At 67.8% G+C, this 13,904-nt stretch carries 10 protein-coding genes; 4 read left to right on the top strand and 6 right to left on the bottom strand.

Annotated features, from left to right (window positions below):
• Positions 1–10: 10 nt before the first annotated feature.
• From SOM47_RS14440 to SOM47_RS14420, 5 genes are all read right to left on the bottom strand, one after another.
• Positions 11–1,600: a family 43 glycosylhydrolase gene (locus SOM47_RS14440; RefSeq protein WP_320505970.1), complete on the bottom strand. Its 1,590-nt coding sequence runs from the start codon at positions 1,598–1,600 to the stop codon at positions 11–13.
• Between the two features lie 97 nt (positions 1,601–1,697).
• A complete protein-coding gene (locus SOM47_RS14435) occupies positions 1,698–2,981 on the bottom strand; it encodes a TRAP transporter large permease (protein WP_320505969.1) in 1,284 nt (427 codons plus the stop codon).
• 2 nt (positions 2,982–2,983) lie between these two features.
• A complete protein-coding gene (locus SOM47_RS14430) occupies positions 2,984–3,529 on the bottom strand; it encodes a TRAP transporter small permease (protein ID WP_320505968.1) in 546 nt (181 codons plus the stop codon).
• Positions 3,530–3,540: 11 nt separating this feature from the next.
• Positions 3,541–4,542, bottom strand: a complete 1,002-nt coding sequence (locus SOM47_RS14425) for a TRAP transporter substrate-binding protein (RefSeq protein WP_042612186.1) — start codon at positions 4,540–4,542, stop codon at positions 3,541–3,543.
• A 37-nt stretch (positions 4,543–4,579) separates the two neighbouring features.
• Positions 4,580–5,398, bottom strand: a complete 819-nt coding sequence (locus SOM47_RS14420; RefSeq protein ID WP_042612187.1) for a 2-keto-4-pentenoate hydratase — start codon at positions 5,396–5,398, stop codon at positions 4,580–4,582.
• 178 nt (positions 5,399–5,576) lie between these two features.
• On the opposite strand from SOM47_RS14420, the gene SOM47_RS14415 reads away from it, so the two are divergent.
• From SOM47_RS14415 to SOM47_RS14400, 4 genes are all read left to right on the top strand, one after another.
• Positions 5,577–6,581 carry an alpha/beta hydrolase gene (locus tag SOM47_RS14415; protein ID WP_320505967.1) on the top strand — a complete coding sequence of 335 codons (1,005 nt, stop codon included), beginning with the start codon at positions 5,577–5,579 and terminating at the stop codon, positions 6,579–6,581.
• Positions 6,578–8,203, top strand: coding sequence for a carboxylesterase/lipase family protein (locus SOM47_RS14410; RefSeq protein WP_320505966.1), 1,626 nt, complete (start codon positions 6,578–6,580; stop codon positions 8,201–8,203). Before SOM47_RS14415 ends, SOM47_RS14410 begins: the two co-directional genes overlap by 4 nt.
• Before the next feature lie 82 nt (positions 8,204–8,285).
• On the top strand, positions 8,286–9,128 hold the full coding sequence (locus tag SOM47_RS14405; RefSeq protein ID WP_414715816.1) for a rhamnogalacturonan acetylesterase: 843 nt from the start codon (positions 8,286–8,288) through the stop codon (positions 9,126–9,128).
• 129 nt (positions 9,129–9,257) lie between these two features.
• The gene (locus tag SOM47_RS14400) at positions 9,258–9,842 is read left to right on the top strand and encodes a cysteine dioxygenase family protein (RefSeq protein ID WP_042612116.1); all 585 of its coding nucleotides are present in this window, start codon (positions 9,258–9,260) and stop codon (positions 9,840–9,842) included.
• Positions 9,843–9,879: 37 nt separating this feature from the next.
• On the opposite strand, the gene SOM47_RS14395 is transcribed toward SOM47_RS14400, so the two are convergent.
• Positions 9,880–13,695: a LamG domain-containing protein gene (locus SOM47_RS14395; RefSeq protein WP_320505964.1), complete on the bottom strand. Its 3,816-nt coding sequence runs from the start codon at positions 13,693–13,695 to the stop codon at positions 9,880–9,882.
• Positions 13,696–13,904: the final 209 nt, after the last annotated feature.

Raw genomic sequence — 13,904 nt, 5'->3', positions numbered from 1 at the left:
AGCCGCGCGCTCAGTCGAGCGCGCGGTAGCGGAAGTTGCGGAAGGTGACCGCGCCGTCGCCGGCCGCGTACAGCGCCGGCTTCAGGGCCAGGAACTTGCCCGCCACATTGTGATGGTAACCGGACACTTCCATCTGAACCGGGTACTTCTGCCAGGTGCGGCCGTCGGTGCTGGAGTGGATGGTGACGATGTGGCGGTTGTTGGTGACCCGCAGCCACAGCTTGCCGCCGGTGCTGCTGGGCGGCAGGCGGGTAGGGCGCTCTTCACCATAGCGGTGCATGATGAACTTCTCGCCGTTGCTGCCAACGCCCACGTACAGGCGGTCACTGTAGTACAGCAGGGCGCCGCCGACTGCGCCGGGAGCGACATCCATCTCGACCTCGAACTGGTAGGCCTTGTCGCCGGCGATGGCGGTGAGCGGCGAGCTGTCGCGCGGGGTTTCGCCCTTGCCCTGCAGCACCAGGCCGTTGCCGCTGAAGCCCAGCCGCTTGTATTCATCCTGTGCGGGGTTGAAGAACGACCACTGCGGGCCGAGCTTGCTGCCGGTGAAGGGGTCCGACAGGGCCATGCCATGCTGTCCCACCGACTCTCCCGAGGGCTTGCGCAGCGGCTGGCCAAGGTCGCCGCCCTTGGCGACATACCAGCCGTCGGCGGTCCACTCGATCGGTTCCAGCAGGGCCTGGCGGCCCAGCGTCCAATAGCCGTTCTCATAGCCGTGGTAGATCATCCACCAGCGGTCGTCGGTGCCTTCCACCACCGTGGCATGCCCGCGCGACCACCACGGCTCGGCGGCCGACTGCGTGCGCATGATCGGATTGTTCGGGTCGTTCACCCACGGCCCATGGATCGAGCGCGAACGGGCGACGATCACCATGTGGCCGGTCGGCGGGCCGGCGGTACCGCCCACCGCGGTGGTCATGTAGTACCAGCCATCGCGGAAGTTGATCTTCGGGCCTTCCTGCGCGTACGCCTCCACGTCCCAGCTTTCCGGGTATTTCCAGCCGTCGTAGACGTGCTTGGGGGTGCCGACCACGCTCAGGCCGTCGTCGGCCAACTGCACGTAGTCGCCGCCGCTCAGGAACAGGTAACGCTTGCCGTCCTCACCGACCGCATGGCCCGGATCGATGTACTTCTCCAGGCCGATGTCGATCGGCTCGCTCCACGGCCCCTTGATGTCATCGGCCCAGACCACGAAGTTGCTCCGCGTCTCGCCGGTGCGCGCGGGGAAATAGATGTAGTAGCGGTCTTCGTGCTTGATGATGTCCGGTGCCCAGATAGCACCGACATTCCTGGTGATCGCATGGCCCAGCGGCTGCCAGTTGACCAGATCGCGCGAGTGCCACAGCGGCAGGCCCGGATACGCATCGAAGGAGGACAGGGTGAGGTAGTAATCATCCCCATCCTTCAGCACCGACGGATCCGGGCGATCACCGGCCAACACCGGGTTGAGGAACGTGCCATTGCCGAGATCGGCCTGTCGCTGGTTCTCGATGCCGCGTTTCCAGTTCGTCGCGGCCACCGGCTCTGCGGCGGTCACGGCCGATGTAGCCAACAGCAGGCCACCGGCCAGCAGGATCTTCAGGGTGTGCTTGAACTGCATCGTTTTCCCTCCCAGGAAACATGTGTAGGTGGCGACCGTGGTCGCCACACGTCCTTCGATGCGTGACGACCGTGGGTCGCCACGCCTTCCGCCCACATCAGGCCCGCAGCAGGTGCGGCAGCCACAGCGACAGGCCGGGGAAGAAGGTCACGATCAACAGCACGCCCAGCGCGGCGAACCAGAACGGCCAGATGCTGCGCATGCTTTCGCCGACGCTGATCTTGCCGATGGCGGTACCGATGAACAGCACCGAGCCCACCGGTGGCGTCACCAGGCCGAGGCCACCGGTCAGTACCAGCACCAGGCCGAAGTGGATCGGATCGATGCCGTAGGCCTTGGCCACCGGCAGGAAGATCGGCGTGCAGATCAGGATCATCGGTGCCAGGTCCATGAAGGTACCCAGCAGCAGCAGCATGATCACGATCATCAACAGCACCATGAACTGGCTGTGCGCGAAGGACTGCAGGAAGTCCACCGCCGCGACCGGTACCTGCAGGAAGGCCAGCAGCCAGCCGAACACGGCGGCGGTGGCGATCACGAACAGGATCACGCCGGTGCTGCGCGCAGCGTGGATGACCGTGCCGAAGAACTCCCGCCACGGCAGCTGCCGGTACAGCACGGTGGTGACCAGCAACGCGTACACCACGGCGATGGCAGCGCTTTCCACTGCGGTGAAGATGCCGGCACGGATGCCGACGAAGATCAACGCCACCAGGCCCAGGCCGGGCAGGGCGGAGAAGATGCGCAGGGCCACCGCTCGCCAGCCGGGGAACACTTCCACGCCATAGCCACGACGACGCGCCACCACGTAGCCGGTGACCATCAGTGCCAGCGTCATCAGCAGCGCCGGCACGATGCCTGCAGCGAACAGATCGGCGATGGACAGGCCACCACCGGCCGCAGCCGAGAACAGGATCAGGTTGTGCGACGGCGGCACCAGCAGCGCCACCAGCGCGGCGGTGATGCTGACATTGACGGCGAAGTCGCGGTCGTAACCGCGCTTGACCATCTGCGGGATCATCGTGCCGCCCACCGCAGACACATCGGCGATGGCCGAACCGGACACACCGCCGAAGAACAGCGAAGACAGGATCGAGACCTGGCCGAGGCCACCGCGCATGCGTCCCACCAGCGAGGACGCCAACGCGATCAGGCGTTCGGAGATGCCGCCGCGCATCATGATCTCACCGGCGAAGATGAACAGTGGAATCGCGATCAGTGACGCCGAGCCGGTACCGGCGGAGATCTGCTGCACCAGTACGATGCTGGGGATGTCCAGGTAGAGCAGGGTGGCCAGCGCGGCCGCAGCCAGCGCGTAGGCGACCGGCACGCCGAGCAGCAGCAGGCCGGCGAACACCAGGAAAAGCAGGGTAATGCCCATGTTCAACGATCTCCTTCAGCGTCTTCGACGGCTACCACCGCGAGCGGGAAATGGACCCGCCAGGCACGGTTGAGCGCGAACAGCACCATCAACGCCCCGCCCACCGACAGCGGCAGGTAGTTGATGCTCTGCGGCAGGTTGGCACCGGCCGCCTTGATGTCCAGGCCGTCGCGCAGCAGCACCATCGCGAACACCGCGAGGTACGCGCCCAGCACGCCGATCACCAGCTGCACGAAGGTATCCACCGTGCGGCGCAGCCGCGGGCCCATGTAGGCGGCCAGCAGGAAGAAGCCGAAGTGGCGGTTGGTGTGCACGCCGCAGGCCGCACCCAGGCTCATCGCGGTGCTCAGCAGCAGCAGGGTCACCGGCTCGGTCCAGCTGGGTGAATCATTGAGCACGTAGCGGGCGAAGACCTGCCAGCCCTGCACCGCCACCAGCCCCAGCAGGGCGGCCACGGCGATGTAGATGGCGAAGTCGGCGATGCGGTCCAGCAGACGCTGTCCTGCGCCGGGGGCGATCGGGGCGGTGCCCGTCGTCATGTCGGTCATGGCGGAGTTCCTCAGGCGAGATCGCGGATGCGGCTGACCATGGCGGCCAGCTCGGGCTGCTTCAGGTACTCCTGCAGCAGCGGATCAGCGGCCTTGCGGAAGGCCGGCATGTCCACTTCGTTGGCCTTGATGCCGAAGTCGAGCACCGCCTTGCGCGCGGCATCTTCGGAAGCATCCCACTGTTGGCGCATGACCTTCACCGAGGCACGCGCGGTTTCCAGCAGCAGCTGGCGATCGTCCGGCCGCAGCTGGTCGAAGCTGGCACGCGACATCAACAATACGTCCGGCGCATACGAATGATCGCTCTGCGACCAGTAGCGCGCAGCCTCGAAATGACGGCTGGAATGGAAGCTGCGCATGTTGTTTTCCGCACCGTCGATCATGTGCGTCTCCATGCCGGAGAACGTGTCGCCCAGCGACATCGGGGTCGGGTTGGCGCCGAACAGGCGCATCAGCTGGATGAAGATGTCCGACGATGCGACGCGCAGCTTCAGGCCGCGCAGGTCCTGCGGGGACACGATCGGATGCTTGGTGTTGTAGAAGCAGCGCGCACCGGAATCGTAGATCGCCAGGCCGACCAGGTCGCGGCTTTCGAAGCCGCGCAGCACCGCCTCGGCGACGCCGCTGTCCAGCGCGGCGCGCATGTGCGCCACCGAGTCGAATACGTATGGCAGGCACAGGGCCTGGGTCAGCGGAAAGGCGTTGTTGAGCGCGCCGGAATACACCCGGGTGATGTCGATGGCGCCGAAGCGGGCCATGTCGATCGCTTCCGATTCGCGGCCCAGTTGCCCGGAGTGGTATTGCCGCAGGCGCAGGCGTCCGCCGGTCTCGCGTTCCAGCGTATCGCCGATCCATTTCACCGCGGTCACGGTGGGATAGTCCGCTACGTGCACGTCGGTGGCGGTCAGCAGGTGGCCACCGGCCACGCTGTCGCCCGTCTTGCTGCAGCCGGCCAGTACCGGTGCGGCAAGCGCGCCGAGGCTGGTGGCAAGGAAATTTCTACGTGTGATCATCTGCGCCCTCCCGCGCGTGTTCACCGGGCCGCTGCGGTCATCCCGCAGCGACGGCCCGGCAGGCAATGTCTCCGAAACCGGCAAACCGCACCACTGCCGTCTGGCCTACGCGGATGTCGTGGATACCGGTCGCATTGCCGGTGGCGATCAGTTCGCCGCGCTTGAGCGGACGGCCGCGCTTGGCCGAGCGGGACAGCGCGAAGGCAATCGCGGTGCGCAGGCCGCCGGGCAGGCGGGTTGCACCGCCGGTGCCGACCACCTCGCCTTCGATCAGCGTTTCAGCGCGCAGTTCGCTGTCATCGCGCGTGGTCCAGTCGGTAATTTCCGGTCCCAGCAGCAGCCCGTTGTTGTTGCCGAAGTCGGACACCACCACCAGCGGGCCGAGGATGTTGATCGTGGCCAGCGGGCTGCTGGCAACCTCCACACCGATGTACAGGCGGGCCGGTAGCGCTTCGGCCTGCTCCGGCGTCCACTCCAGCTGGTCGGCCGGGGCGTCTTCCAGCAGTTCGATCACATACTCGGCTTCGACCGCTGCGAAGCCGCCTTCGAAGACCGCGATATCAAGCGTTGTTCCACCGGTAGCATTCTGCAGCCGATTATTGAAGATCGGGCCCAGCAGACGGTCGTCTCCGGAGCTGTCGCGGCGTTCTTCGGCGATGTAGCCGACTTTCCAACCGACCACCTCGTGCTCCCACTGGCCGATTGCCAGGTCCTGCACGTGATAGGCGCTGACCAGGTCGGCGGGGATCTGACCGGGGAAATCGGCCAACGATGCGCCCGCGCGGCGCGCACCGGTGAAGGCGCTGGCGATGGCGGCAGGGTCGGCGGAGGCCGCCGGTGCGGTTGGCAGGTCCATGTTGCCGGGTTCGTTGCTCAAGGAGGCTCTCCCTTTGGCGTTGTTGCGCTGCGCATCGACAGCGTTCGGATGACGTGTATATGGTAAACCGGTGTCATCTGGCAATGTGCAGTGCGTCAGAAGGCACGACGGAGGTGGCCAACGGTCACCTGTCATCGCTCCGGGAGCCTTGTGCCGCATGAGATCAACGCTTTTTTCGCTGCTCTGTTCGTTGTCCCTGGCCACTTCACCGGCCCTTGCTGCCGCTGCGGCGCAGCGCGCACCGCCGCCAGCCGTTGCGGGGGCCGAAGAGGCCGCCGGCGAGCACATCGCATTGTGGCCAGCGGGACAGGTTCCCGGCGAAAGCGGCCCCGCGCGCGGACTTCACGTGGTGGAGCGCAGTGCGGACCTGGCCCGGCCCGATCGTTACGTCGACCAGATCGATGCGCCGTGGTTGGTGGTGCATGCCCCGCCGCAGCCCAATGGCAAGGCGCTGCTGGTGATACCAGGCGGCGGCTACCAGCGCGTGGTGATCGACAAGGAAGGCACCGGGCTGGTCCCGCAGTGGGTCGACCGCGCCGGCTATACCCTGTTCGTGCTGCGTTACCGGTTGCCCGAGACCGGCCGCGACCGCCAGGCGGCGCTTGCCGATGCGCAGCGCGCGATGCGCGTGGTTCGCGCCGCCGCAGCACGCCGCGGGCTGGACATGGAAGACATCGCGGTGATGGGCTTTTCAGCCGGTGGGCATGTCGCCGCGCGCCTGGCCACCGGCTTCGACACCCCCGTTTACCCGCCAGCCGATGCGGCCGACCGGCTCAGCGCGCGGCCTTCCCGCGCCGTGCTGGTGTACCCGGTGATCGATATGGGACCGCACGCGCACAGTGGCTCTCGCCTGCGCCTGATCGGCGACCCGGCGGACGCGGCCCTGGTAGGCCGGTACTCGATGCAGGACCAGGTGCGTGCGGATATGCCCCCCACCCTGTTGCTGCACGCGGCCGATGACCGCGTCGTCAGCGTCGACAACAGCCTGCTGATGGCGCGTGCGCTGGCAGCGGCGGGCGTGGAACACGAACTCCATGTGTTCGCCCACGGTGGCCACGGCTTCGGCATGCGCGCCGCCGCGGATTCGACCACGGCCCTGTGGCCGGACATCGCGCAGCGCTGGCTGCGCGCCCAGACCCAGACCCCGGAGGGTCACCCATGAACGACGATCACGCCGACCTGCAACGCCGCCGCTTCCTCCGCGACAGTGCACGCTGGGCGTCCGCTGCCGCCGCCACCTCCCTGCTGCCGACCGCACTGGCCCAACCTGGCCTGCACGCCGACCAGCAGGTACTGGCGCGGGTGCGCGGGGGGCGCGTGCGCGGCCAGCGCGAACACGGCATGTGTGTGTTCCGCGGGCTTCGCTATGGCGCCGACACCGCCGCCTACCGCTTCCAGCCACCGCGCCGGGAGATGCCGTGGCGCGGGACCGCCGATGCACTGGACTACGGAGCCGCCGCGCCACAGGGCGGTAGCGAAGGGCCGGGCAGCGAGGACTGCCTGTTCCTCAATGTCTGGACGCCGGCGCTCGGCGACGGCGGCAAGCGGCCGATCCTGTTCTACATCCACGGCGGCGGCTTCAACAATGGCTCCGGCAGTGACCCGCTGTACGACGGTGGCGCGCTGTGCCGGCGCGGCGACGTGGTGGTGGTGACGGTCAACCATCGCCTCAATCTGTTCGGCTATCTGTACCTGGGCGCACTCGGTGACCCGCGCATGGCCGCGTCCGGCAACGTCGGCCAGCTCGACCTGGTGCAGGCCCTGCAATGGGTGCGCGAGCATGCTGCGGTCTTCGGCGGCGATGCGGGCAACATCACCGTGTTCGGCCAGTCAGGAGGCGGCGCGAAGATCGCCACGCTGATGGCGATGCCCGCGGCGAAGGGGTTGTTCCAGCGGGCTTGGACGATGAGCGGCCAGCAGGTCACCGCCGCCGGCCCGCGCGCCGCCGCGCAGCGTACCGCCATCGCCATGGAAGCGGCCGGCGCGAAGGACGTCCAGGCGCTGCTGCGTCTGTCCCCGGCCGCGCTGCTGGCCGCCGGCAAGGCGCGCGATCCGTCGCGGATCGAGACCAGCGGGCTGTACGTGGGGCCGGTGCTGGATGATGTGGTGCTGCCGGTGCATCCGTTCTTCCCCGAAGCGCCGGCGCAGTCCGCGCACATCCCGATGGTGATCGGCAACACGCGCGATGAGACCCGCGCGTTCCTCGGCAACGATCCGGCCAACCACGAACTCACCTGGGACACCCTGCCGGCGAAGCTGGAACGGGAGCAGTACGTCGACCTGCGCCCACAGCGGGTGATCGACGCGTACCGCCGGATGTATCCGGATTACACCCCGTCGCAGGTGTTCTTCGCCGCCACCACCGCCGGACGTTCATGGCGCGGGGCGGTGGAAGAGCTGGAAGCGCGCGCGCGCCAGGGCGTCGGTGCGGCGCCCACCTGGGCCTACCAACTGGACTGGGGTTCGCCGCTGGACGGCGGCAGGCTCGGCGCTTTCCACACGCTGGATATCCCGCTGGTGTTCGACAACACCGCCCAGCCCGGTGCACGCAGTGGCGATGGCGCGCAGGCACGCGCACTGGCGGCCACCATGAGCAGCGCACTGCTGCAGTTCGCCCGCCAGGGCGACCCCAACCACGCCGGCCTGGCGCACTGGGAACCGTACGGCCTGCCACGCCGGCAGACGCTGCTGTTCGATGTGCGCAGCACGCTGGCTGACGACCCGCGTGGCGGTGAGCGTGAGCTGTATCGGCAGGCACCGTTCCTGCAGCGCGGCACGTTCTGAGTCCTGTTCAAAGGAGCTGTTGATGATCCCTGTTCCCTTCAGGCATCCCGCCGAGCATGGCTCGGCGCTACCTGTCCCCGTCATGCTGCGCTTGCTGCTTCTCTTCTGCTGCGTCATACGGCCGGCCTTGGCCGAAGTGCCCGCCGACCGGCCGGCGCCAACACCGATCCGCGCCAGCAAGGTCATCCTGGTCGGTGACTCCACCACGGCGGTGCAGGGGGGCTGGGGACCGCGCTTCTGTGCGGACCACCTGGTGTCCTTCGCCGCCTGCACGAATCTGGCGCGCGGCGGACGCAGCACCTACAACTACCGCGCCGAAGGCTCATGGGCGCTGGTGGAAGCGGAGATGCGCACGGCCGGCTATGCCACTACCTGGGTGCTGATCCAGTTCGGCCACAACGACCAGCCCGGCAAGCCGGGGCGTTCCACCGACCTGCGGCATGCGTTCCCCGACAACCTGCGCCGGTACGTCGCCGAGGTACGCGCGGCCGGCGCGGTGCCGGTGCTGGTCACGCCGTTGACCCGGCGCCAGTTTGCCGATGGCACGCTGATCGACGACCTGGGCCCCTGGGCAGACGCCGTGCGCACGGTGGCCGCCGAACTGGATGTGCCGCTGGTCGACCTGCATGCGCGCAGCCGCCAACTGGTGCAGGCGATGGGCCCGGTGCTGGCGATGCAGCTGGCGCAGGCGCCCGCGTCGCAGCAGCAGGTCGCGGCCGCACTGACCGGCACCACCGTCGCTGCCGCTCCTGGCAGCGCGGCCGGCCACGCGGCGCAGCACGCGCTGCTGGAACCGATGGGGCAGGCCAAGCGGGCCTTCGACTACACCCACCTGGGCGACAAGGGCGCGGATGTGTTCGCCACGATCATGACCGAAGAGCTTGCACGCAGCGTCCCCGCCCTGCGCCCGCTCCTGCTGCCTTGACGCATCCAGCTCCTCTCCCCCAGGTTGCCCACCCCTGCGCTGCGCCGGCCACGTACGGAAACAGGCGCTCTCGGCTGCTGTTAACACCCTGCGAACGTTCCGCATACATCACTCGCCTAGACTGCAGGCATGGATCTGCACCTCACCCCACCGGCCTTCCGCGGGAAAGACCGACTGATCACGGCGCTGGATGCCGCGGTCGGGCAGGGCGATGCCGGAGCGATCACCCGCGCGCTGCAGCACACGCTGCGGCAGGCGATCCATGATCCGGATATCGAACTGCCTTCCTGCGTCTACCAGCCGCTGGAGGGTCGCTACGCACGTCGGGAACTGCACCGCAGCCCCACGCTGGGCTACAGCGTGATTGCGATGTGCTGGGGCCCGGGGCAGGGCACGCCGCTGCATGACCACGATGCGATGTGGTGCGTGGAAGGAGTCTGGCATGGCGATCTGCGGGTTACCCCTTATGCGCTGCTGGAACAGCATGGCCCGCGCTGGCGGTTTGCTGCGCAGCCGGTGCTGTACGGCGAAACAGGCAGCGCCGGCAGCCTGATTCCGCCGCACGAATACCACACCCTGCGAAACGCCAGCAGCGAGAACATCGCGGTGTCGCTGCACGTCTACCAGGGGCCGATGGAACGCAGCACCGTGTTCGATCCGCTCGGCGATGGCTGGTACCAGCCGCGCGTGCAGGAACTGGACAGCCACGGCTGAGCGGCGCAGCGATGACGGCCAGCGGCCGTCACGCCGCTCACGGCAGCGCCACGGTGTTGTTCAGACGGGTGACTTCTTCGCCGTCGTCTGCCAATCCCACCCGCACGCGCAGTCCGCTGCGCTCACCGGCCGGCAGCGGCAGGCTGACGGTGGTGGTCTTCGGCTGCAGGTCCAGCGGCGCGTCCATGGCCGGGACCTCGATCCGGGCGATTTCGCGGCCGCGCGCATCTTCCAGCACCGCCACGCCCACGCCGGTGGCCACATGGCCCAGGCTGTGCACGGTGACATGCACCTGGCGGCCGTCCACCCGCACGTCGCCGCGGCCTACGCCCAGGTCGGCACGCTGCTCCACCGGGGTACCGGCGCCCACCCGTTCGAACTCCAACACTTCGGTGCGACCCGGCTGGAAGTGCAGCGCGGTGCTGGCGCTGCTCTCAAGCACGAACTCGCGCTCGCGCGGCGTGCCATCGATGCGTCCGTCACCGTCGGCATCCACGCCGCTGCGCACCCGCCAGGTGCCGCTGGCCACATTCCAGCCGGTCATGTCGGCACGGATCACCCGCTTGGCCAGGTTATGGCTGGTGACGGTGAAGCGCTCGCGTGACGGCGCGTGCACCAGCAGCGCCACCTGTTCGGCCGCTTCGTCGCGGTCGAAGCGCCAGCTCACCGTATGCCCCGGCCAGCTCTGGTTGCGCTTCAGCGCGATGCCGCCCAACCGCGCGCGTTGCAGGAACTCGCTCGGTGCTTCCACCCGATCCGACCACCAGTGGCCTTCGGTGTTCATGTACTCGCGTTGCGCCTTGGCCTGGATGCCATCGGCGTGCAGGGCCTCGATGTAGCCGGTATCGCCGCTGGCCTGCCAGGCCATCAGGCTGGCGAAACCGGTCTTGCCATCCTTCGCGTCAGAGATCAGCTTCGGGTACCAGTCCTGCTGCCGGCCCAGTACCTCGACGTAGTTTTCGCCCAGGTTGGACAGCGCGCCAGGACCGCCACGTTCCACCCGGTAGTCCAGCGCCTTGAGGTATTTGTCGTCACCGCTCCAGCGCCATGCGGCCCAGAATGTATGCATGATGTCGCCGCTGCCGGAGCCGTTGTTGAGCTCGCCGCCGCGGGTTTCGCCGGTGGCCCAGTTGATCTCGTTCGGCAGCGCCCAACGTCCCTTGTCATCGGTATAGGCGTGCGCCAGGTAGCCATCGGCCAGGCCGGTGACCAGCCGGCGGCTGTTCGGATCGGCATTGAACTGGCCGAGCAGGAAGGCCGGATGCAGCACCGGGAACGAATACGGCTTCTGCCACTGCCAGTTCGGTTCGCGGTAAACCTTGTTGCCGCCGAACCAGTTGCTGGAGAACAGCAGGTGGCCCTGCGGGTTGGGCAGGATGATCTTCTCCTGGAACGCCTTGACCGTTTCCATCAGGCGCTCCACGGTCAGCGGATCGCCCCAGTTGAGGTACAACATGGCGCTGTTGGTGTTGATGCCTTCTTCGTAGGCATGCAGTTCATCGGTCTCGATCGTGCTCAGGCCGTTGCTGAACATGCCATTTCGGTAAACCGCGTCGGACAGCGCGGTCAGCGAGGCATTCAGACGGTCCGGCTGCACGCCCATCAGGGCCAGCCCGGGCCACTGCTGGGTAAGGTCGGAATCATCGGAAATACCGCCGCCGAAATCGCCATAGGCGACCTGCCGGTTGTCTATCCACCAGTCGATGAAGCGGCGCACATGGGCAAGGTCCTGGACCTGGTTGAAGGCCCACGCCGGCACGCCCTTGGGCACGGCCGGCGCGGTGAACGGCGGTTTGCCCTGGCTGTTGTAGCTGATGTAGTTCCAGTACAGGCGGCCCAGCTCATGGTCCGGGTCCACCCGCAGCAGGTCGCTGAGGTCGGCGTACACGCGCGCATACAGGCGCTGGCGCTTGGACGTGGTGTGCTCTTCGACCAGGAAGCCCCAGTTGTCGCGTACCTGGTTGAAGCGGTCGGCGACATGTTCGGCAATGGCCTGCTGGCGGGGCTTGAACACCATGCGGATTTCGGCGCCGTCGAGCGCGCCCGCATCGAAGCCCGGCGCGGCCGAAGCGATGCTCAGCCACAGGCTGTCGGCGGTGAGGATGCGGTCGCGCAGGTCCAGCCACAGCGTGCGCTTCTTGCCCGGCTGCACCGATACCGACACATCGATCATGTCGCGTGCCGGCCAGATCGGATCCTTGATGCGGATGTTGAGCGGAATCAGCCCGTCGTGCGTGGCCGGCAGGTCCAGCGCGGGCAGGTCGATGGCCACGCCGTCCAGGCCGTCATGCATGTTTTCCCAACTGTGCGCCCAGCTGCGGATCAGCGGCTGGTTGGCCGGTGCATCGCCCACCCCGGAAGGAATCAGCACGTGCACGATCGGTCGTGGCTGCGCGGGCAGGCTGTCGGCGCCGCGACGGCGTGAACCGGCGCCCTTGGGCAGGGCCATCACCACGCTGCGTTCGGCCGCCGGGTAGCGCCCCTGGATGTAATGGCGAAGGCTGTCCAGGTTGGTGTAGTCCGGCAGCGCCTGACTGTCCACCCGATACGTCTGCTTGACGCTGCCTTCGGGCTCGGCGCCGGCGTCCACGTGGTACGCCCAGATCTCCTGGATCGGCGTTTCCTGTTCCACGTTGGAAAAGCGCAGCACGCCGCCCTGCTGGGCAGGAATGTCATCCACGCTGCGCACCACGCCGCGCGGGCGCTGCATCAGCACCGTGCCGGCATTGGCGGCATCGCTGCCATGGGCGAGCGAACCGAACGCCGCGCCCCGCACCTCGATGCGGTTCACCGTTTCACCCGCCGGCAGGGTCAGGTCCAGGTGCTGGCCGCCCTCCACGTAGGTATTCCAGTCCGGCAGCTGGAAATAATCGTTGCGGCCGGGCAGGCGCGAGCGGTTGTAGACGCCCGGCCAGGTGGTTTCAGCGATACCGTCGGTGGCCTTCCACATCCACTGCTTGAGGTCCTTGGTATCGGCGAACTCCACCTTGCGGATGCGCGTTGCGTCGGCGGCCAGCGCCGGGGGTGCCGCGCCTTCCCAGCCGAAGCGATGCCGCCATGCGCGCTCGTCTGCCGTGGCGGCAACCGCGCTGGCCGCTGCCTTGCCCTGTGCCAGCGCGGCCACGGCAGGGCCGTCCAGCAACTGGTCGTAGACGCGGATGTGCTGGAAATCACTGCCCCGCAGGAAGTTGTAACGGCTCTGCACCTGGTAGGGCGCCATCACCCGCCCGGCCAGCCCCAGCTGGTCCAGCGCGGCATCGTAATCGGCGGTGGCCTCGGCCCGCGCGACCTCCTTGCCGTCCACGAACAGGCGCACGCCATGGTCTTCGTCCCAGCCGAACGCCAGGTGCAACCACTGGTCGGCACGCGGTGCCTGCGGCATCTTGAACGAGACGCGGGTGCGCGCCAGGTTGGCATCGGTGACGAACGCATCGAAGCCATGCCCGTTCCAGTCGATGCGCAGCCACGCCATGTCCCAGCTGCTGTGGTCGGCGTAGCCCACGCGGAAGATCACGAACGGCGCTTCGCCCACGGCGTAGCGCGGCCGCCAGTCGAAGGCCAGCGTGCCGCGCTGGGCCAGGATGTTGCCCGGTGCATCCCAGGACAGGACGCCGTCGTCCTGCCATTGGATCGCCTTGCCGCGTGTACCGTCCTGCACCACCGCCACCTTGTCGCGGAAGTTCGGTGTCGCTTCGCCGTGCGCCACTTCCGCCTGCAGGCCGTGGTTGGCGTCGACATGGAACAGCAGCGTTGGCGGGTCGGCAGCGAACACCGGCGCAGCGAACAGTGCGGTGGCCAGCGCCAGCAGGTGGCGACGGGGCAGGCGGGCGACGGCAGCGGAGCGGTGTGGCATGGAACCTTCCTTTCAACAGCGGACAACGGTGAGGCGGTGCGGTGCGGCGATAAAGGGGGCGTGGCGGAGCATGTCGATGCCTGGGCGTGGAGGGCATCGACCCATTCCGCGCTGCGCCGCATTCTGCATCTATTGCCGCGCGTTGGCGGCAGATCGGCCTGAGCTTCATCGTGGCCTGCGCGGACGACGTGGCGCCGCCGGCGAGAGGG

The organism is Stenotrophomonas sp. CFBP8980 (genome assembly GCF_034046095.1).
GTDB lineage: Bacteria > Pseudomonadota > Gammaproteobacteria > Xanthomonadales > Xanthomonadaceae > Stenotrophomonas > Stenotrophomonas lacuserhaii.
This window is presented reverse-complemented; position numbering and strand designations above follow the sequence as displayed.

Coding starts and splice junctions, on each gene's coding strand:
- SOM47_RS14440 (WP_320505970.1), bottom strand. CDS start 1,600: ATGCAGTTCAAGCACACCCTGAAGATCCTGCTGGCCGGTGGCCTGCTG.
- SOM47_RS14425 (WP_042612186.1), bottom strand. CDS start 4,542: ATGATCACACGTAGAAATTTCCTTGCCACCAGCCTCGGCGCGCTTGCC.
- SOM47_RS14405 (WP_414715816.1), top strand. CDS start 8,286: ATGCTGCGCTTGCTGCTTCTCTTCTGCTGCGTCATACGGCCGGCCTTG.
- SOM47_RS14395 (WP_320505964.1), bottom strand. CDS start 13,695: ATGCCACACCGCTCCGCTGCCGTCGCCCGCCTGCCCCGTCGCCACCTG.
- SOM47_RS14435 (WP_320505969.1), bottom strand. CDS start 2,981: ATGGGCATTACCCTGCTTTTCCTGGTGTTCGCCGGCCTGCTGCTGCTC.
- SOM47_RS14415 (WP_320505967.1), top strand. CDS start 5,577: ATGAGATCAACGCTTTTTTCGCTGCTCTGTTCGTTGTCCCTGGCCACT.
- SOM47_RS14400 (WP_042612116.1), top strand. CDS start 9,258: ATGGATCTGCACCTCACCCCACCGGCCTTCCGCGGGAAAGACCGACTG.
- SOM47_RS14420 (WP_042612187.1), bottom strand. CDS start 5,398: ATGGACCTGCCAACCGCACCGGCGGCCTCCGCCGACCCTGCCGCCATC.
- SOM47_RS14430 (WP_320505968.1), bottom strand. CDS start 3,529: ATGACCGACATGACGACGGGCACCGCCCCGATCGCCCCCGGCGCAGGA.
- SOM47_RS14410 (WP_320505966.1), top strand. CDS start 6,578: ATGAACGACGATCACGCCGACCTGCAACGCCGCCGCTTCCTCCGCGAC.